Here is a 17,803-nt window from a genome sequence, read left to right as displayed (position 1 = left end):
ATCCACAGGAGGCGGTAATGGCGCTGTTCAAGAGGAGTACGGCCGGCAAGCCCGGCGAGTGGTTCTACTGCCTCGAGCACCGGAAGGTCGAGGAGGGCCCCCAGTGCCGCGCCGCCGACCGCCTCGGCCCGTACCCCACCCGCGAGGAGGCCGAGCACGCCATGGAGACCGCCCACGAGCGGAACGTGGAGTGGGAGACCGACCCGAAGTGGCACGACGGCCCGGGCCGGGGAAAGAGCGACGGGGAGGACTAGGAGCCTGTCTTCGCGGGGCTGCCCTGGTGGTGCCCCGCATCCCCGGGCTCAGGCCGGTGCCGGGTCCGCGTCCGGGGCGGGGGCCGCGGATCCGGAGCCGGGCCCGTCGCCGTCCTGCTCATCAACGCCGACCCGCTCACCGCCCCCGCCGTGGGACCCGGCTGCGGCGGCCCGGCGCTCCCGCATCCGCCGGGCGTGCTCATCCGTCCTGGCGTCGTACGCCATCAGCTTCGGCAGGCCGAGCGCCAGCAGACCGACCCCCGCGAAGCACAGCAGGCCGCCCAGCGACACCGACGCCCGTACGCTCGTCAGGGCCGCCATGCCGCCGACCCGGACCTGGCCCAGCTGCGGGCCCGCCGAGTACGACAGCAGCTCGATGCCGGCCAGGCGGCCGCGCAGCTCGTCGGGGATGGTCTGGTTCCACATCGCCGAGCGGAAGATGCCGCTGATCATGTCGCAGGCACCGGCCACGGTCAGCAGGAGCAGCACCAGCCAGACGTGGTGCAGCAGCCCGGCGGCGGCCACGGCCAGTCCCCAGCCCGCGGCGGCGAGTGCGATCGCACGGCCCTGCCGGTGGATGCGTGAGGTCCAGCCGCCGGTAAGGCTCACCAGGAGGGAACCGGCCGGCAGCGCCGCGTACATGAGCCCGAGTGCCCAGGGGGCATCGAGGTCGTCGGCGAGGAACGGGAAGATCGCCAGCGGGAAGGCGAACAGCATCGCGAGGACGTCGACGGCGTAGGTGCCGAGGAGTTCCTTGCGGCTCCAGGCGTAGCGCGCGCCCTCGGCGATCCCGCGCAGCGACGGCCGCTCGGCGTCGTGCGAGGCGGGCGACGGCGCCAGCCTCAGGGTGAGCAGCACCGAGACCACGAAGGTGACCGCGTCGACGGCGTACGCCCAGCGCAGCCCGGCGAGGGCCAGCAGCCCGCCGGCCAGCGCGGGCCCGGCCATGGCGCCGATATGCCGGCGCAGCGCGTTGAGTGCGGCGGCCGCGGCGAGCTGGTCGTGCGGGACGATCCGCGGCACGAGCGCGTCCAGGGCCGGCCGCTGCAGACCGGTCAGCGCGCTGGTGGCCGCCGCGATCGCGTACAGCGGCCACACCATCGGGTGCGGCAGCAGGCTGTTGAGCAGCAGCAGGACGGAGACCAGGCCGAGCGCGGACTCGGTCCACAGGACCAGCCGGCGGCGGTCGAAGGAATCCGCGAGCGCCCCGCCGTAGAGGCCGAAGACGATCAGCGGGACCAACTCCACCGCGCCCAGCGCCCCGACCGCGAGGGTGGAGCCGGTCAGCTCCTTCAGCTGGAGCGGCAGCGCCACGAAGGACAGCGAGCTGCCGAAGACCGTGATCACGCCCGCGCACCACATCAGCCGGAAGTCGCGCGACGAGCGCCAGGGCGCCAGATCCGGCAGCAGCGCGGAGAGGCGACGGCGGGCGGGCCGGGCGGGGTCCGGGGAACGCGGGGGAGGGGACGTGGAAGAGGGGGCCGAGGAGGGAGCGCTGTCCGAGGTCACGGGGCACCATCGTGCGTACCGGCACGGACCGGCGCAAAGGGTTTTAGTCCGCCGGCGGGGCCCCGCGGGGGCTACCAGCGGGGCGGCGGCGGGGCGGTCAGCCCGTCGGCGAGGCGGGCCAGGCGGTCGCGGAAGCGGCGGTGTCTGCGGGGTGCGGGCAGGCTGTTCTCTCCGGCGGCCGCGCTCACCAGATGCTGGACCGTGTCGAGATCGAGGTCGGCCGGTGCCCCGTCCGTGCCCTCGGGCGGGGGCGGGGGTGCGGCGAGCGCGTCATGCGCGAGGGCGTGCAGATCGCGGTTGCCGCCGTCCAGGGCGAGCACCGTGGCGCCGTTGCGGCGGGCGTCGTGCACCCGCTCCAGCAGCCCGGCGCCCGGCTGCTCCGGCGTCACGACCAGCAGCGTCTCGCCGCGTCCGGCCGCCGCCAACCGGCCGAGCCCCACTGCCAGATGGGCCGGTGCCCCGCCGGGGACGCGGTGGCGCACCAGCGTCGGTGACAGCTCGGGCAGGCCCGACCAGGCGGCCTCGTCGTCGAGGTGGGCGGCCAGGTGCCAGGGCTCGTACGAGGCGCTGCCGACCAGCAGCAGCCCCCCGCCGTGCGGGGTGACGGCGCCGCGCAGCGACCCCGCGAAGCGGCGGGTGGCCTGGACCCACTCGGTCCCGGCGAGAACTTCGCGCAGCAGGGCGACCCGTACGGCATCCATGGCCCGGCATCCTGCCGCAGTGCGGCGCTGTCCGGCTGCGGTTTCCACGGGTGTCACCCGTACGGGAAATGGGGGTGGTGGGGGATGTGGGGCGGAGGGGAGGGGAGAGGAGAGGAGGAAAGGGAGGGAGAGGCGGGAGGGGGCGGGCGGGAGTGCTGCCTCTGCCCCTGCCCCGGCCGTGGCGGTGGTCGTGTCGTGCGGCCTACCGGACGGGCTGCAGGCCGGCGGCGGTGAGCCGACGTCCTACCTCCGCCACGGCCTCCTCGCTCAGCGGGCGCTGAGGAAAGGCGGTGGCGCCCCCGTCGATCACGCCGAGGAGGTGGAGGGCCGCCTTGAACGCGCCCAGTGCGGAGGAGCTGCGGCCCATTTCCGGTTCGGGGCCGGCGTCGGTCATGGCGAACAGGGCGACCAGGCGTTCCTGTTCGGCGGCCGCCCGCTCCCAGTCGCCGGCCCGGGCGGCGTCGTAGAGGCGGACGTAGGCCGCCGGGTCGACATTGCCGAGGCCGGGGACGACGCCGTCCGCGCCCGCCAACAGGGCGGCGTCCGCGGTCAGTTCGGAGCCGGTGAGGACCGAGAAGCCGGGGGCGGGGCCGGTGCGCCGGGCGGTGCGGCCGCCGAGTGCGGTGAGCAGCCGGCGCAGCGAGCCCTCGTCGCCGCTGCTGTCCTTGAGTCCGGCGAGCGTGCCGTCCTCGGCCAGTTCCCGCACCAGTGACGGGGACAGCTTGCTGTGCACGGCGACGGGGATGTCGTAGGCGAACAGCGGGAGGCCCACGGCCGTGCGCAGGTGGCGGAAGTGCGCGGCGATCTCCCGGGGGTGGGTGCGGGTGTAGAAGGGCGCGGTGGCGACCAGGGCGTCGGCGCCGAGGGCGGCGGCGGTCCTGGCGTGGTCGAGCACCCGGGGGGTGGTGGTGTCGATGACCCCGGCGAGCACCGGGACCCTGCCGTCCGCGGCCTTGAGGACGGTTTCCAGCGCGGTGCCGCGCTGGGCGTCGGTGAGGTAGGCGACCTCGCTGGTGGAACCGAGGGCGAACAGCCCGTGGACACCGCCGTCGAGGAGGTGGCGCACCAGACGGGTCAGCGAGGCGGTGTCGATCTCGCCGCGCGGGCCGAGCGGGGTGCAGACCGGCGGGATGACGCCGTGCAGGGGGGCGGGCAGTGCCATGGGGGCTCCGGGGTCTCCGAGTCCGACATAGGACATCCCATGTCCTATGTCGAGCACAATAGACCTGTTCACAGGAGGTCGGTCAAGGATCCGCGGCCCGGTGGGGGCCGTCGCGGACGGACCGGCCGCGTGGCAGACGCGGGAGCGGGAGAAGGAGTTTCCATGGCGCGAGGGACGATGGCCGAGGATGTGCAGGCGCAGATCAAGCAGTTGATCCTGCAGCGCGGACTGACGCCGGGCGATCCGCTGCCCACCGAGGCCGAGCTGGTCGGTCTGCTCGACGTCAGCCGCAACTCGGTGCGCGAAGCGCTCAAGGCGCTGCAGGCGATGCGCATCGTGGAGATCCGGCACGGCTTCGGCACCTACGTCGGCCCGCTCACCCTGGAGCCGTTCGTCGAGGGCGTCGCGTTCCGTGCCGCGGTCCGCCACCTCCAGGGCGAGTCCAGCCTGTACGAGCTGATGGAGGTCCGCGAGGCGCTGGAGGCGGGCCTGATCGGCACCGTCGCCCGGAACCTGCCCGCCGAGGACCTTGCCGTCCTCAAGGGGCTGGTGCAGCGGATGGCGGAGGAGGCCCGGGGCGGGCAGGTGCAGAGCGCCACCGACCGGGCCTTCCATCTCGCCCTGTACCGCTCGATGGGCAATCACCTGCTGAGTGAGGTGCTGGACGCGTTCTGGGCGGCGCTGCGCCGGGTGCGGGAGGACCTTTCCGACGACGGCCCCGACCCGGACGTGACACATCGCCAGCACAAGGAGATCGTCGACGCGTTGGAGGCGGGTGACGGCGACCGCGCCGTGGAGGCGATGCACCGGCACTTCGACGGCATCCGGCGCCGGCTGGCGGAGTGGTGAGGGAGTCCGGCTGACGGGACGATGGGGGAGCCCGGCTGACGGAGTGGGGGAGCCCGGCCGGCCGAACGGCTGGGTGAAGGTGCCGCCGCGGGTGCCGCCGCCCCCGTTCACCGGGATGTCACCCCGTGTCGACGGTGCCTTTGCCGACCCGGGGAATGCCCCATGTGCGGTGTCTTGACGGCAAGTTGGGCGCTCCCTATGGTCGCCGCAGGACGAGGGACATCCTACGTCCCCGCCCGTGGGAGCGCCCGACCGCTCCCCGGGGCGGGCGACTTCAGCGCGTGCTCGACGAGCACCTTTCGCCGTATCCGCAGCCGCATCCTCGTGGGGGAGCCGATATGAGCAACCGCACCGTGCACCGCAGAACGGTCCTGGGCGGGGCGGCCGCCGTCGCCGCCGGCTGGGCGCTCACCGGCTGCGGCGGCAACGGGGACGGCGACGGCGACGGCAATGCGCCCCGGGAGCGCAAGAAGGGGCAGCGGATCCAACTGACCTTCTGGTCCTGGGTGCCGGGCATCGACAAGCCCGTCGACCTCTGGAACCGCAGGAATCCCGAGGTGCAGGTCAAGGTCGAGAAGGTGTCGGCCGTCAACGGCCAGCAGTACGCGAAGATGCACGCCGCCATCAAGGCCGGCAACCCGCCCGATCTCGGCCAGATCGAATTCCCGGTCGTCCCCGGCTTCCTCCTCGACAACGGGCTGCTCGACCTCGCCCCGCTCGGCGCCGCCCGCCACAAGAACAAGTTCTCCGGCTGGCAGTGGCAGCAGTCCGTCTTCGGCAAGGGCATCTACGCCATCCCCCAGGCCTCCGGGCCGATGGGGCTCTTCCTGCGCCAGGACCTCTTCGACAGGTGGGAGGTGCAGACCCCGCGGACCTGGGACGAGTACGAGGCCGCCGCCAAGGCCGTCCGGAAGAAGGGCGCCTGGATCGAGACCTTCGCGCCCACCAACGGCAACCGCTTCGCCGGCCTCGCCTGGCAGGCCGGCGCCAAGTGGTACGGGACGCACGGCGACACCTGGACCGTGCACCTCGACGACGAACCCACCCGCAAGGTCGCCGACTACTGGGAGTCCCTGGTCCGGCAGAAGCTCGTCAAGACCATCCCGGACCGGCAGAACGCCTGGTACAAGGATCTGCAGACCGGCGCCATCCCGGCCTGGGTGGGTGCCAGTTGGGGCGATGCGCTGCTGGCCGGCAATGCGCCGGGCACCAAGGGGAAGTGGCGGGCCGCGCCGCTGCCGCAGTGGAAGGCCGGCGAGCAGGCCTTCGCCAACTGGGGCGGCTCGACCACCGCCGTCTTCGCCAAGGCCCGCTACCCCGAGGACGCCCTGGACTTCGCCGTCTGGCTCAACACCGACCCCGAGTCGATGGCGCTGCTGATCGACGGCGGCTATGGCTTCCCCAGCGCCAAGAAGGGCTACGCCACCACCGATCTCGACGTCGACAAGGCCTTCTTCGGCGGCCAGGCGTACAGCAAGGTCTTCGCGGCCGCCGGGGCGCACGTGGACACCAGCTGGCGGTGGGGGCCCGGGGTGGACACCCTCTACCAGCGGCTCGGCGACGCCTTCACCGATGCGCTCGCGGACGGCGGCTCCTTCCGCTCGGTCCTGACGAAAGTGCAGGCCCAGACCGTCGCCGACCTCAAGGACAAGGGCCTGAAGGTGGAGAGCGGCGGGTGAGCCGGGACACGCTGAGCCGCCCCGAGCCGGCCGCCCCGAAGCGGACCCGCAAGGACACCGGCCGCCGCCCGCGCCGCGCCACCCGCACCGAGGCCCGCAACGCCCGCGTCGCCGCCGGTTTCGTCCTGCCGTTCCTCGCCCTCTTCGGCCTCTGCTTCCTCGCCCCCATCGGCTACGCCCTCTACGAGAGTCTGCAGAAGACCGAACGCACCGGCCCGCTCGGCCTCGGCGGCCAGGAACACGAGGCCTTCGCCGGCCTCGCCAACTACGCCCACGCCCTTCGCGACGACCGGTTCCTGGCCGGCTTCGGCCGGGTGCTGCTCTTCGGCGCCGTCCAGATCCCGCTGATGATCGTGCTGGCCACCGCCCTCGCGCTGCTGCTGGAGAGCGCGAGCGCCCGCGGAGTCCCCTTCTTCCGCAGCGCCTTCTTCCTGCCGTACGGCGTGCCCGGAGTGATCGCCTCGATCCTGTGGGGGTTCCTCTACGTGCCGGGCATCAGCCCGCTGGTGAAGATCGCCGACTCCATGGGCTGGAGCGTCGACTTCCTCTCCCGCGGCACCGTCCTGTGGTCCCTCGCCAACATCGTCACCTGGCAGTTCACCGGCTACAACATGCTGGTGCTGATCGCTCAGCTCAAGGCCGTACCGGGGGAGCTGTACGAGGCGGCACGGATCGACGGCGCGAGCGCCTGGCAGGTCGCCCGGCACATCAAGATCCCGCTGCTCCGCCCCGCGCTCGTGCTCACCGGTGTCTTCAGCATCATCGGCACCCTCCAGCTGTTCGCCGAACCCATGGTGCTGCGTCCGCTGGCCTCCTCCATCGACTCGGGCTTCACCCCCAACCTGCACGCCTACAGCGAGGCGTTCGTCGGCAACAACCAGCAGGTGGCGGCGGCCGAGGCGGTACTGCTCGCGCTGGTGGCGTGCGCGGTGTCCTTCGGCTTTCTGCGGCTGGCCGGCGGGCGCGCCGGGAACCGCGGATGACCCCGCCCCCGGTCCGCCACCGGATCATCACCGCCTCGCTGCTGACCGTCGCCGCGCTCTACTTCCTGGTGCCCGTCTACTGGCTGGCGGTCTCCGCCACCAAGAACAGCGCCGACCTCTTCGGCACCTTCGGTTTCTGGTTCTCCGGCCATCCGGACCCCGTCGACCACCTCGCCGACGTCCTCACCTACGACCACGGCATCTACGCCCGCTGGTTCGCCAACTCCCTCTTCTACGCCGGGACCGGCGCCGTCTGCGCCACCCTGCTGTCCGCCGCGGCCGGCTATGCGCTGGCCATCTTCCCGTTCCGCGGCCGGGAGGCGGTCTTCAACGTGGTGCTCGCCGGGGTGCTGATCCCCGGCACCGCGCTGGCCCTGCCGCTCTACTTCCTCTTCAGCGCGCTGGGGCTGTCCAACACCTACTGGGCGGTGCTGATCCCCGGCACGGTCAGCCCGTTCGGCGTGTATCTGTGCCGGATCTACGCGGCCGCCGCGGTCCCCGCCCCGCTCCTGGAAGCGGCCCGGATCGACGGCGCGGGCGAGGCCAGGATCTTCGGCGGGATCGCGCTGCGGCTGATGACCCCGGCGCTGGTGACCGTCTTCCTGTTCCAGTTCGTGCACATCTGGAACAACTACTTCCTGCCGCTGGTGATGCTCTCGGACTCCGACCTCTACCCGGTCCAGCTGGGCCTGACCTCCTGGACCGGCTACGCCGACCGCCAACCGGTGCTCTACCAGTACACGGTGGGCGGTGCCTTCCTGTCCGTGGTGCCGCTGATGGTGCTGATGACGGTGCTCCAGCGGTACTGGCGCACGGGCCTGACCGAGGGCGGCGTGAAGGCGTGACGGGTCCGCGGTGACGGGCGCGGGCCGGAGGGCCGGGCGGTGCGGTGCCAGGGCCTGACCTGTTTTGTCCCGAGGGCCTGGCCTGTCCGGTCCCGAGGGCCTGACCGGTTCGCGGTCGGCGCGTGACAGGATCGCTGTCATGACTACTCCTGACGATGACCGGTTCTCCCCGAACGCCGCGACGCGTGCGAAGGCCGCCCTCAAGCGTGACCCCTGGGACCTCCCGGACGTCTCCGGCCTGGTGGTCGGCGTCCTCGGCGGCACCGGCGACCAGGGCCGCGGCCTGGCCTACCGGCTGGCACGGTCCGGCCAGAAGGTGATCATCGGCTCCCGGGCCGCCGAGCGCGCCGAGACCGCCGCCGGTGAACTCGGCCTGGGCATCGAGGGCGCGGAGAACGCCGTGTGCGCCCGGCGCAGCGATGTGGTGATCGTCGCCGTGCCGTGGGAGGGCCACGCCAAGACCCTTCAGGCGCTGCGCGAGGAGCTGGCCGACAAGCTCGTCATCGACTGCGTCAACCCGCTCGGCTTCGACAAGAAGGGCGCCTACGCGCTCAAGCCGGAGGAGGGCAGCGCCGCCGAGCAGGCCGCGGCCCTGCTGCCCCGGTCCCGGGTCACCGCCGCCTTCCACCACCTGTCCGCGGTGCTGCTGCAGGACCCGGAGACCGAACGGATCGACACCGATGTGATGGTCCTCGGTGAGTCCCGCGCCGATACCGACCTGGTGCAGGCGCTGGCCGCCCGTATCCCCGGTATGCGGGGCGTCTTCGCCGGCCGGCTGCGCAACGCCCACCAGGTCGAGTCGCTGGTCGCCAACCTGATCTCGGTCAACCGGCGCTACAAGGCACACGCGGGGCTGCGCCTCACCGACGTCTGAGCCGTCCACGACGTTGGAGCGGCCACGACGTCCGAGCCGTCCACGACGTCCGAGCCGTCCACCCGGGCGGCAGCGGCAGCGGCCGCTGCCGGACCGCCGACCGGTGCACACGGGGCATGGGGGACACTGGGGAGGACCGCACCACTCCCGACAGGAGCCGCTTCCATGCCCCTCTTGCCCCCGTCCGGCCCGGCCCGCCGGCTCGCTCTCATGGCCCTCGCCGTGTGCGTCCTCTCCGTCGCCGCGGCCGTGGTCGCGTTCGCCCAGGGCAGCTTCGTCGGCATCGTCTGGATCCTGCTGGCGGGCATCTCCAGCAACATGGCGTGGTTCTACCTGCGCAGGGCGAAGCTCCAGCGGGCGCAGCAGGCCGGCTGAGCCCGGCGCGTCGAGGCGGCCTGCGGGGCCCGGCGCATCGAGTCCTCCTGCGGAGCCCGGCGCGTCGGGCCGGCCGGCCGGGCCCCGGTCCTCAGAAGAGGCCGCCGCTCTGCGGCAGCTGCGGCTCGCCCCGCCAGAAGCGGAAGAACTCCTGGCCGAGGTAGGTGTCGAGCGAGGAGACGCCGAGGCCGTGCAGGATCGTGTTCACCAGCTCGAAGAAGACCTGGTAGATCTCCGGGACCCACAGCAGCCCGAAGACCGCCAGCAGTCCGAACGGCGCGAACGGCTCCACCTGCCGCCGCAGCTTGTACGACAGCCACGGCTCGATCACCCCGTAGCCGTCCAGGCCCGGCACCGGCACGAAGTTCAGGATCGCGGCGGTCACCTGCAGCAGCGCCAGGAACGCCAGCGCGAAGCGGAACGGGGCGGGCACCCCGGCCAGCCCGTGCAGCCAGAACGGCGCCGTGCACACCGCCGCGAACACGATGTTGGTCAGCGGACCGGCCGCCGAGATCAGACTGTGCCGCCAGCGCCCCTGGATCCGGCCGCGCTCGATGAACACCGCACCGCCCGGCAGCCCGATCCCGCCCATGATCACGAAGATCACCGGCAGCACGATGCTGAGCAGCGCATGGGTGTACTTCAGCGGGTTCAGCGTCAGGTAGCCCTTGGCCTCCACCGAGATGTCGCCGCTGTGCAGCGCGGTGCGGGCGTGCGCGTACTCGTGCAGGCACAGCGACACCACCCAGCCGGACACCACGAACAAGAACACCGCGAAGCCGGTGTAGCCCGGGAAGGCCTCGCTCCACACCGCCCATCCCGACACCGCCAGGACGGCGACGAGCGCGAGGAAGACCGGGCTGATGCGGCGGTCGGCGCGTCGGATTGCTGTGGTCATGGTGCGGGGCTCCCGGATGTCTGGTGAGGGGCAGCCCTGACCGTAACCGCGTCACGGCGGCCGGCGCACGACGGTGTGCCGGCGGGCTCGTTCACGGACCCCTGCCCAGGACCCGTGACGCCGAAAACGACGCTCGGTGCCTGGAGAGTTGCGGCTTTCGACGACAATGGGCCGGTGCGCTATGGAATTCTCGGCACCACCCAGGCCGACCGGCCCGACGGCACCCCCGTCGCGATCGGCGGACCACGCCTGCGCGCGCTGCTCGCCGCCCTCGCGCTGCGCCCCGGCCGGGCACTCTCCCCGGACGTGCTGATCTCCGACATCTGGGGCCTGGACCCGCCCGCCGACGCGGCCGGGGCGCTGCAGGCCCTGGTCGGCCGGCTGCGCCGGGCCCTGGGGCATGCCGCGGTCGCCTCGGCCGACGGCGGCTACCGGCTGTGCGCCGAGCCCGACGCCGTCGACCTGCACCGGTTCGAGCGGCTTGCGGCGGAGGGTGGCCGGGCGCTGACCGCCGCGGACCCGGCCGGCGCCGCCGCCCTGCTCGACGACGCCCTGGCGCTCTGGCGCGGTCCGGCCCTGGCCGATCTGCCGGACGCGGGTGCCGAGGCCTCCCGCGCCGAACGCCGCCGGCTGGACGCCCAGCGGACCCGCCTCGCCGCCGACCTCGCCCTGGGCCGGGCCGACCGGGCGCTGCCCACCCTCCACGCCCTGTGCCAGGATCATCCGCTGGACGAACCCCTCCAGGCCCTGCGGCTGCGCGCGCTGCGGGCCGCGGGCCGCACGGCGGAGGCACTGGCGGCCTACGAGGAGATACGCACCGGCCTCGCCGACCGCCTCGGTGCGGACCCGGGCCCGGAGTTGCGCGCCCTGCACGCGGAACTGCTCCGTCCGCCTGCGGAGACGCTTCCGTCCCCGGCGCACCCCCACGTCCCCGGTGCCCCCCACGTCCCCGTCCCCGCCCCCGCAGCCGCGCACCCGCCCGGCGCCGTCGCCCTCACAGCCGTCCCCGTCCCCGTCCCCGTCCCCACCCCCGCAGCCGTCCCCGTCCCCGTCCCCGTCCCCACCCCCGCAGCCGTCCCCGCCCCCTACCTCACCCCGCCCCGCCCCCGCCCCGGCAATCTCCGTGCCCGGCTCACCTCCTTCGTCGGGCGGGACACCGATCTGGCGGCGATCCGCGCCGATCTGGCCGAGCACCGGCTGGTGACGCTGCTGGGCCCCGGCGGCGCCGGCAAGACCCGGCTGTCGCAGGAGGGCGCGGAGACCGCCGCGGCCGCCCTGCCGGACGCCTGGCCGCACGGCGTGTGGCTGGCCGAGCTGGCACCGGTGGACGATCCGCAGACCGTGCCCGAGGCGGTACTGACCGCGCTCGGGGCCCGTGAGACGGTCGTCCGCGGCACCACCGCGGATGGCCTGCGGGCCGCCGCCGATCCGACCGCCCTGGACCCGCTCGGCCGGCTCGCCGAGCACTGCGCGGGACGCCGGATGCTGCTCGTCCTCGACAACTGCGAGCATGTGATCGGCGCCGCCGCCGAGCTCGCCGAGCGGCTGCTGGCCGACTGCCCCGGTGTGACGGTGCTGGCCACCAGCCGGGAGCCGCTGGCCGTACCGGGCGAGGTGCTGCGGCCGGTCGAGCCGCTGCCGGCCCCCGTCGCGCTGCGGCTGCTGGCCGACCGCGGGGCCGCCGCCCTGCCCGGCTTCCGTATCGAGGCCGATGAGGAAACCACGGCGGCCTGCACCGAGATCTGCCGCCGGCTGGACGGGCTGCCGCTCGCCATCGAACTCGCCGCGGCCCGGCTGCGGTTGCTGACGCCCCGGCAGCTCGCCGACCGGCTCGACGACCGCTTCCGGCTGCTGACCAGCGGCAGCCGGACCGTGCTGCCCCGCCAGCAGACGCTGCGCGCGGTCGTGGACTGGTCCTGGGACCTGACCGACGAGCCCGAGCGTGCGGTGCTGCGCCGGCTGTCCGTCTTCGCCGGCGGCTGCGATCTGGCCGCTGCCGAAGAGGTGTGCGCGGGCGACGGCGCCGACCGGCGCGAGGTGGCCGGGCTGCTCGGCTCGCTGATCGACAAATCGCTGGTGGTCGCGTCCCCGGCCGGCCAGGCGCCGGGCGGCAGCCGCTCCGGCGGGGGAGAGATGCGCTACCGGCTGTTGGAGACGGTGGGGGAGTACGCCGGCGAGCGGCTGGACGAGGCCGGGGAACGGGCCGGTGCCGAGCGCCGCCACCTCGTCGCCTACCGCGAACTGGCCCGTACCACCGACCCGTTGCTGCGCGGCCCCGGCCAGCGGGCGGGGATGGAGCGGCTGGAGCTGGAGCACGACAACCTGCGCACCGCGCTGCGCCGTGCCCTCGCCGCACGTGACGAGCACGAGGCGCTGTGCCTGGTGCTGTCCCTGCAGTGGTTCTGGTCGCTGCGCGACCACCGCAGCGACGCCCGCCACTGGGCGACGGCGGCCGCCGAGCTCGGCCCCAACCCCTTCACCCAGCCCGCCGAACCGGCCCCCGACCTGCACGAGCGCCCCATCGACACACCCCCGCCGATGGCTGTCGAGCAACTGCAGGAGGCCCGCCGCGAGGTCCGGCTGGTCGCGCTCTCCAGCCGGGACAGCGATATCGAGGCGCTGCACGATCCGGCGATGCAGGAAGAGCTGGCCGGGATGCTCACCGTCTACCGCACCGGTATGCCGCAGACCTGCAAGGTGCCCGGCGCGCTGTGGTACTACGCGGTGCTGATCACCGGACGGTTCGACAAGCTGGCCGAGATGGTCGACAGCGGGGTGCAGGCCTGCCGCGACCTCGGCTACGCATGGGAGCTGGCCTACATGCTGCAGTTCCGCTCGAAGATCCTCAACGACCGAGCCGGCGGGCTGGCGCAGGCGTCCCGCGATGCCGACGAGGCGCTGCGCACCTTCCTGAGGATCGGCGACGTATGGGGCGCGGCCGAGGCGCTGGCGGGACGCGCCGAAACCCACGAGAGGCGGGGCGCGTACGCGTCGGCGGCGCGCGACTACCGGGCGGCGATGGTGCACGCCGAGAACCTGGGGGCGCACGGCCAGACCCTGCTGCTGCGCTGCCGGCTGGGTGCCGTACTGATCGAGGACGGCCAGGAGGGGACCGGCGAGCGGATGCTGCGTGAGGTGCTGGCCGAGGCGGTGAAGGGCAACAGCGGCCGGGACACCGAACCGTTCGCCCGGCTGACCCTCGCGATGTGGCTGACGCTGAAGGGGGCTCTGCAGGAGGCGCGGACGGAACTGCACGCGGTGCGCGCTCACCTCGGCGCGCGCGCCCCGGCCCTCTTCACCGGGATGCTGGAGTCGTCGCTGATCTCGCTGGACCTGGACGAAGGCCACGGCGGCGAGGATCTGCTGCCGCGGTTCCGGACTGCCATGGGCGCCATGCAGGACTCCCTGACGCAGATGATCGCGCCGGACCTCCCGGTGGTGCAACTCCTCACCGGCGCACGGGTGTTGATGGCGGCGCGGGGCGAGCCGGCGGGGCGGGACGCGGCGCGGCTGGTGGGGGCGTACGACGCGCTGCGGCCGGCCGGCCATGTCCCGCCGCGGATCATCCGCGACGACCGGACCCGTACCGAGGCGGCCGCGCGGGCGCTGTTGGGCGGTACGGCCTATGCGCAGGCGTACGCCGAGGGCGGTGGCCTCTCCCTCGAAGAGGCCACCGCCCTGGTCTGACGCGAGCCGGGCGAAGGCCGTCCCGCAGGGAAACCCCCTGCGGGACGCGCGTCAGGTCTTCTTGCGGAACTTCGCCACCGCGAGCGGCATGGTGACGGCCGTGATGGCGACCGCCCAGCCGAGGGTGATCAGCGTCGGATGGGTCACGGCGCCGTGGCCGTTGATCAGCGCACGGGACGCGTCCGCCAGGTTGGAGAGCGGGTTGACCTTGGTGAAGCCCTCCAGCCAGCCGGGCATCGACGTCGGCGGCGCGAAGATCGACGAGCCGAACTCCAGCGGCATCAGCACCAGCATCGCCATGCCCTGGACCGCCTGAGGGGTCTTCACGGAGAGCCCCAGCAGGATGAAGATCCACATCAGCGCGGCGCCGAAGGCGGTGCACAGCACGATCGCGCCGAGGAACTGCCAGAGGGTGCCGCCGATTTCCAGGCCGAGCAGGAAGCCCATGCCCAGCAGGATCGCGGTGGCGATCAGCATCCGGCCGATCTCGACGACGATCTTGGCAATGAGGACCGAGGACCGGGCGATGGGCATCGTCCGAAAGCGGTCCATCACGCCCTTGCGGAAGTCCTCGTTGACACCGCTGCCCACCGCCATGGCGATGTTCAGGCCCATCATCGCCATGATGCCGGGCACCAGGCGCTGGATGTAATCGTGCTGGTTGCCCTTGCCGGCGATCGCGCCGCCGAAGACATAGGTGAACAGCAGGATGAAGATGATCGGCATCAGCAGGACGTCCATCATGGACTCCGGGTCCTGCTTGATCTGCAGGGCGTTGCGCCGCACCAGCGCCCCGATGTGCCGCAGATTGGCCCGCAGACCGATCCGGCCCTCATCGGCGCCGGCCTTCACCCGTGGCGCCGTCATCGTTGCCGTACTCACGCCGACACCCCCGCGTACCGCTCGTTCCTGGCGTCCTCGTCCCCGTCCCCGTCCCCGGACCCGGACCCGGGCTCGGCCTCGGAGGTCTTCTGGCCGGTGATGGCCAGGAACACCTCGTCCAGGCTGGGCAGATGGGTGCTGATCCCGGCGAGCGCGATGCCCTCCCGGCCGAGCACATTGACCACCGCGGTCAGCTGCTCATCGCTGATGATCGGTACGTTGACCACGCCCCCGTCGTGGTCGGCGGTGGCACCCGCGATGCCGTCCAGGCCGGCCCGCTCGACGACTCCCGCCATCCGGTTCAGCTCGCCGGGGTCCGAGGGCCGGATCTGCAGCGTCCGCCCGCCGACCTTGGCCTTGAGCTCGTCCACCTGCCCCTCGGCGATCACCCGGCCGCGGTCGATGACCGTCAGCTCGTTGGCCAACTGCTCGGCCTCTTCCATGTATTGGGTGGTCAGCAGCACCGTGGCACCCTCGCGCACCATCTGCTGGACCTCCTGCCACACCTCGTTACGGGTGCGGGGGTCGAGGCCGGTGGTCGGCTCGTCCAGATAGAGGACCGCCGGCCGGCCGATCATCGAGGCGGCGAGGTCGAGCCGGCGGCGCATACCGCCGGAGTACTTGGCCGCGGCCCGTTTGGCGGCCTCGGTCAGCGAGAACCGCTCCAGCATCTCGTCCGCGCGGCGGCGGGCGTCCTTGCGGGACAGATCGAGCAGCCGCCCGATCATGTAAAGGTTCTCCCAGCCGGAGAGCTTTTCGTCGACCGAGGCGTACTGGCCGGTCAGGCCGATGGTGCGGCGCAGCGCGCGGGGCTGGCGGACCGCATCGAAGCCGGCCACGAAGGCGCTGCCGGCGTCCGGCACAAGGAGGGTGGACAGGCACCGCACGAGCGTCGTCTTGCCGGCGCCATTGGGGCCGAGCACGCCGAGCACGGTGCCTTCCTTCACGTCCAGGTCCACCCCGTCGACGGCCTTGACCGCGCCGAAGTGCTTGACCAGACCGCGCACCTCCACGGCGTTGCCGCCCTTGGTGGATATCGTCTGTCGCGTCATGGCCCCAAGGTGTCAGCCGCCACCGACAAGGCGCCGACAGGGCGCCGACAGGGCGCCGACACGGCGATCGATACCGGCCACGGCGCGAACGGTACGGCCGACAGCGGACCGGCACGGGCCGACGTGCGTCCGCCGTCTCCGGCAGCGGCCCGGCGGCACCCGCGCGAGAACGAGCCGGCGGTCTCGATGTGATCGGCGGATGTGTTGCTGCCCGCGCCCCTGGCCGGCGCGGGCCCGCCACCGTTCACCGCTGCCGGTGTGACCATGGGCGACGAAGCCGTCAGAGGACCGCGGCCTGAAGGTCTTCTTCCAGGCCGACGCCTCGGTCCCCGTGGCTCCTGCGTCCTTTGCGCCGACGTGGCCCGCGGCCTGCTGAGTGGTGACCTGACCGCTCAGCCAGTTGAGATCACCGGGTCGGAGCCGGAACGCATGCGCACCCCTCGGGAGACGACGGCCGGCATCGCGGTGCCGAGAGCGGCGAACCCCACGGCCAGGACGATCCACCCGAGCGCCCCGTGCTCAAGCACCAACCACGTGAAGACCGCGGGAGCGAACATCTTTCCGAGGTCGGCACCCATTGCGTGGGTGCCCTGGTACTGGCCCTGAGCATGGTCGGGAGCGAGGTCGAAGGCGATCGCCCAGCTTCCCGCCGCCTGCCGCACCTCGCCCAGGGCATGGGCGAGAGCACCCGATACGAGGAGCAGGCAGGCCGGAACCAGCGCCGCCTCGTCGCTCATGGCGAACACGACACATGCCACCGCCACGCATCCTGCACCCTGCAGGCTTGCCCTCGCCGCGGCCGCCGGGGTATCCGTGCCACGCGCCGCCTTGGTCTGGGTGCCCACGACGAGGACCGTGTTGACGACGAGGATGATCGCGCTCATCCACCGGGGAGCGTCCGTACGACGCAGCACCCAAAGGGGCAGGACTACATCGAGCAGGAGAGCGTGCGTGGTCAGCAGGCCGTCCAGGATGGTGAAGGTGAGGAAGGGCCCGTCGCGAAGCACCGCGAGAGCGGAGCCCGCCGTGGCCGGGACCGGCGGCACGCGCGGCTCTCGTGCCGTCAGCGCGCCCGTGAGGAGGAAGGCGACGGCGGTGAAGAGCACCGCTCCTTGGTAGCCGAGACGCGACCCCGCCGCGAGGACGAGTCCAGCCAGGCACGCCCCGATCGAGACGCTCACATTGCTGGCGGCCCGTACGTAGGCAAGAACACTGACCCGGTCCGCGGGGAGGATCAGGCCCGCGATCATGGCCTTCCGGGCGCTGCGACCGGCTCGGTAGGCTATCGCCTGGGCGGAAACGACGACAAGATATGTCCAGAAGCCGCTGACGAACAGCAACGCCGCGGTCAGCGGGGCCGACGCCAGGAACGACCACATCTGCACCGTTCGCGGCCCGGTCCGGTCTGCGAGGTGGCCGAGCGGGATGCTGCACACGAGCACAATCGCAGCCGCGACGCTCACGCTGACACCGAGCTGGCCCGGTGTCAGGTGCACAACGGTCACGGCATAGATCGCATTGATCGCCATCCACAGCCCTTGACCGAGACTCATCACCATGGTTATGAGAGTGAGGAGCCGGGCCGGGCCGGGCGGGGGGAGGAAGCGGCTCAGCACGGCCGGGCCGCCCCTTGGGGCGGTACGAGGTCCCGGCGCTGCCCGAGGCCACTTCCCTCGGCCGCGCGGAATTTCGGGTGGCCCCGGGGACCGAAGGGGTAACCGGATGCTGCAGGGAACGCTCCGCGCAGGAGCGTGCGACGCTGAGTCTTCATACTGAGGGCTCTCCTCGCTCCTATCTCCCGGCGAGGCTAGGTCATCGCACAGGAGCGACGGATGTTGTACGCATAAAGCGACTTGACTGCGAAAAACCTGTTTTGCTTGCAAATCCCAATGTCGTGATCCTGCTGGGGCAGCCGGTGATGGGGGCAGTGGCCCTGCTATCGGTGGGTACGGCGGAGCCGAGACGGTCAGAGTGACATCTGGCTGATGCGGCAGGGCGCCGAGCGGGCCGGCGCGGTGTGAGCAGAACGAGATTTTCTGGGTTAAGGAGCATT

At 72.6% G+C, this 17,803-nt stretch carries 15 protein-coding genes; 8 read left to right on the top strand and 7 right to left on the bottom strand.

Features of this window, described 5'->3' with window-relative positions:
• Window positions 1-17 precede the first annotated feature (17 nt).
• Window positions 18-254, top strand: coding sequence for a hypothetical protein (locus ACGFR7_RS13260; RefSeq protein WP_393317305.1), 237 nt, complete (start codon window positions 18-20; stop codon window positions 252-254).
• A 48-nt stretch (window positions 255-302) separates the two neighbouring features.
• Here ACGFR7_RS13260 and ACGFR7_RS13255 read toward each other — a convergent pair whose 3' ends face one another.
• The 3 genes from ACGFR7_RS13255 to ACGFR7_RS13245 all read right to left on the bottom strand — a co-directional run bounded on the left by ACGFR7_RS13255 (window position 303) and on the right by ACGFR7_RS13245 (window position 3,626).
• Window positions 303-1,664: an MFS transporter gene (locus ACGFR7_RS13255; RefSeq protein ID WP_393317616.1), complete on the bottom strand. Its 1,362-nt coding sequence runs from the start codon at window positions 1,662-1,664 to the stop codon at window positions 303-305.
• 170 nt (window positions 1,665-1,834) lie between these two features.
• The gene (locus ACGFR7_RS13250; RefSeq protein ID WP_393317302.1) at window positions 1,835-2,464 is read right to left on the bottom strand and encodes a hypothetical protein; all 630 of its coding nucleotides are present in this window, start codon (window positions 2,462-2,464) and stop codon (window positions 1,835-1,837) included.
• 202 nt (window positions 2,465-2,666) lie between these two features.
• Complete coding sequence (locus ACGFR7_RS13245; RefSeq protein ID WP_393317299.1) at window positions 2,667-3,626, bottom strand: dihydrodipicolinate synthase family protein; 960 nt, start codon at window positions 3,624-3,626, stop codon at window positions 2,667-2,669.
• Between the two features lie 162 nt (window positions 3,627-3,788).
• Here ACGFR7_RS13245 and ACGFR7_RS13240 point away from each other — a divergent pair, with 162 nt between their 5' ends.
• The 6 genes from ACGFR7_RS13240 to ACGFR7_RS13215 all read left to right on the top strand — a co-directional run bounded on the left by ACGFR7_RS13240 (window position 3,789) and on the right by ACGFR7_RS13215 (window position 9,231).
• On the top strand, window positions 3,789-4,475 hold the full coding sequence (locus ACGFR7_RS13240) for a FadR/GntR family transcriptional regulator (RefSeq protein ID WP_393317296.1): 687 nt from the start codon (window positions 3,789-3,791) through the stop codon (window positions 4,473-4,475).
• A 338-nt stretch (window positions 4,476-4,813) separates the two neighbouring features.
• A complete protein-coding gene (locus tag ACGFR7_RS13235) occupies window positions 4,814-6,154 on the top strand; it encodes an ABC transporter substrate-binding protein (protein WP_393317293.1) in 1,341 nt (446 codons plus the stop codon).
• Entirely contained in the window at window positions 6,151-7,137 is a 987-nt protein-coding gene (locus ACGFR7_RS13230; RefSeq protein ID WP_393317290.1) for a carbohydrate ABC transporter permease, read from the top strand. Before ACGFR7_RS13235 ends, ACGFR7_RS13230 begins: the two co-directional genes overlap by 4 nt.
• Complete coding sequence (locus ACGFR7_RS13225) at window positions 7,134-7,982, top strand: carbohydrate ABC transporter permease (RefSeq protein WP_393317287.1); 849 nt, start codon at window positions 7,134-7,136, stop codon at window positions 7,980-7,982. Before ACGFR7_RS13230 ends, ACGFR7_RS13225 begins: the two co-directional genes overlap by 4 nt.
• Before the next feature lie 139 nt (window positions 7,983-8,121).
• Window positions 8,122-8,856 carry an NADPH-dependent F420 reductase gene (gene npdG / locus ACGFR7_RS13220; RefSeq protein ID WP_393317284.1) on the top strand — a complete coding sequence of 245 codons (735 nt, stop codon included), beginning with the start codon at window positions 8,122-8,124 and terminating at the stop codon, window positions 8,854-8,856.
• A 165-nt stretch (window positions 8,857-9,021) separates the two neighbouring features.
• Window positions 9,022-9,231 (top strand): hypothetical protein, encoded by a 210-nt coding sequence (locus tag ACGFR7_RS13215; protein WP_393317281.1) that lies wholly within the window; start codon window positions 9,022-9,024, stop codon window positions 9,229-9,231.
• Window positions 9,232-9,322: 91 nt separating this feature from the next.
• On the opposite strand, the gene ACGFR7_RS13210 is transcribed toward ACGFR7_RS13215, so the two are convergent.
• Window positions 9,323-10,129: a site-2 protease family protein gene (locus ACGFR7_RS13210; RefSeq protein WP_393317278.1), complete on the bottom strand. Its 807-nt coding sequence runs from the start codon at window positions 10,127-10,129 to the stop codon at window positions 9,323-9,325.
• 174 nt (window positions 10,130-10,303) lie between these two features.
• Here ACGFR7_RS13210 and ACGFR7_RS13205 point away from each other — a divergent pair, with 174 nt between their 5' ends.
• On the top strand, window positions 10,304-13,816 hold the full coding sequence (locus ACGFR7_RS13205; RefSeq protein ID WP_393317275.1) for a BTAD domain-containing putative transcriptional regulator: 3,513 nt from the start codon (window positions 10,304-10,306) through the stop codon (window positions 13,814-13,816).
• Between the two features lie 51 nt (window positions 13,817-13,867).
• On the opposite strand, the gene ACGFR7_RS13200 is transcribed toward ACGFR7_RS13205, so the two are convergent.
• From ACGFR7_RS13200 to ACGFR7_RS13190, 3 genes are all read right to left on the bottom strand, one after another.
• Window positions 13,868-14,698, bottom strand: a complete 831-nt coding sequence (locus ACGFR7_RS13200) for an ABC transporter permease (RefSeq protein ID WP_393317272.1) — start codon at window positions 14,696-14,698, stop codon at window positions 13,868-13,870.
• The gene (locus ACGFR7_RS13195) at window positions 14,695-15,750 is read right to left on the bottom strand and encodes an ATP-binding cassette domain-containing protein (protein ID WP_393317269.1); all 1,056 of its coding nucleotides are present in this window, start codon (window positions 15,748-15,750) and stop codon (window positions 14,695-14,697) included. Before ACGFR7_RS13195 ends, ACGFR7_RS13200 begins: the two co-directional genes overlap by 4 nt.
• Before the next feature lie 392 nt (window positions 15,751-16,142).
• Window positions 16,143-17,309, bottom strand: a complete 1,167-nt coding sequence (locus ACGFR7_RS13190; RefSeq protein WP_393317266.1) for an MFS transporter — start codon at window positions 17,307-17,309, stop codon at window positions 16,143-16,145.
• Between the last annotated feature and the right edge of the window lie 494 nt (window positions 17,310-17,803).

This window comes from Streptomyces sp. NPDC048516, assembly GCF_043199875.1.
GTDB lineage: Bacteria > Actinomycetota > Actinomycetes > Streptomycetales > Streptomycetaceae > Streptomyces.
This window is presented reverse-complemented; position numbering and strand designations above follow the sequence as displayed.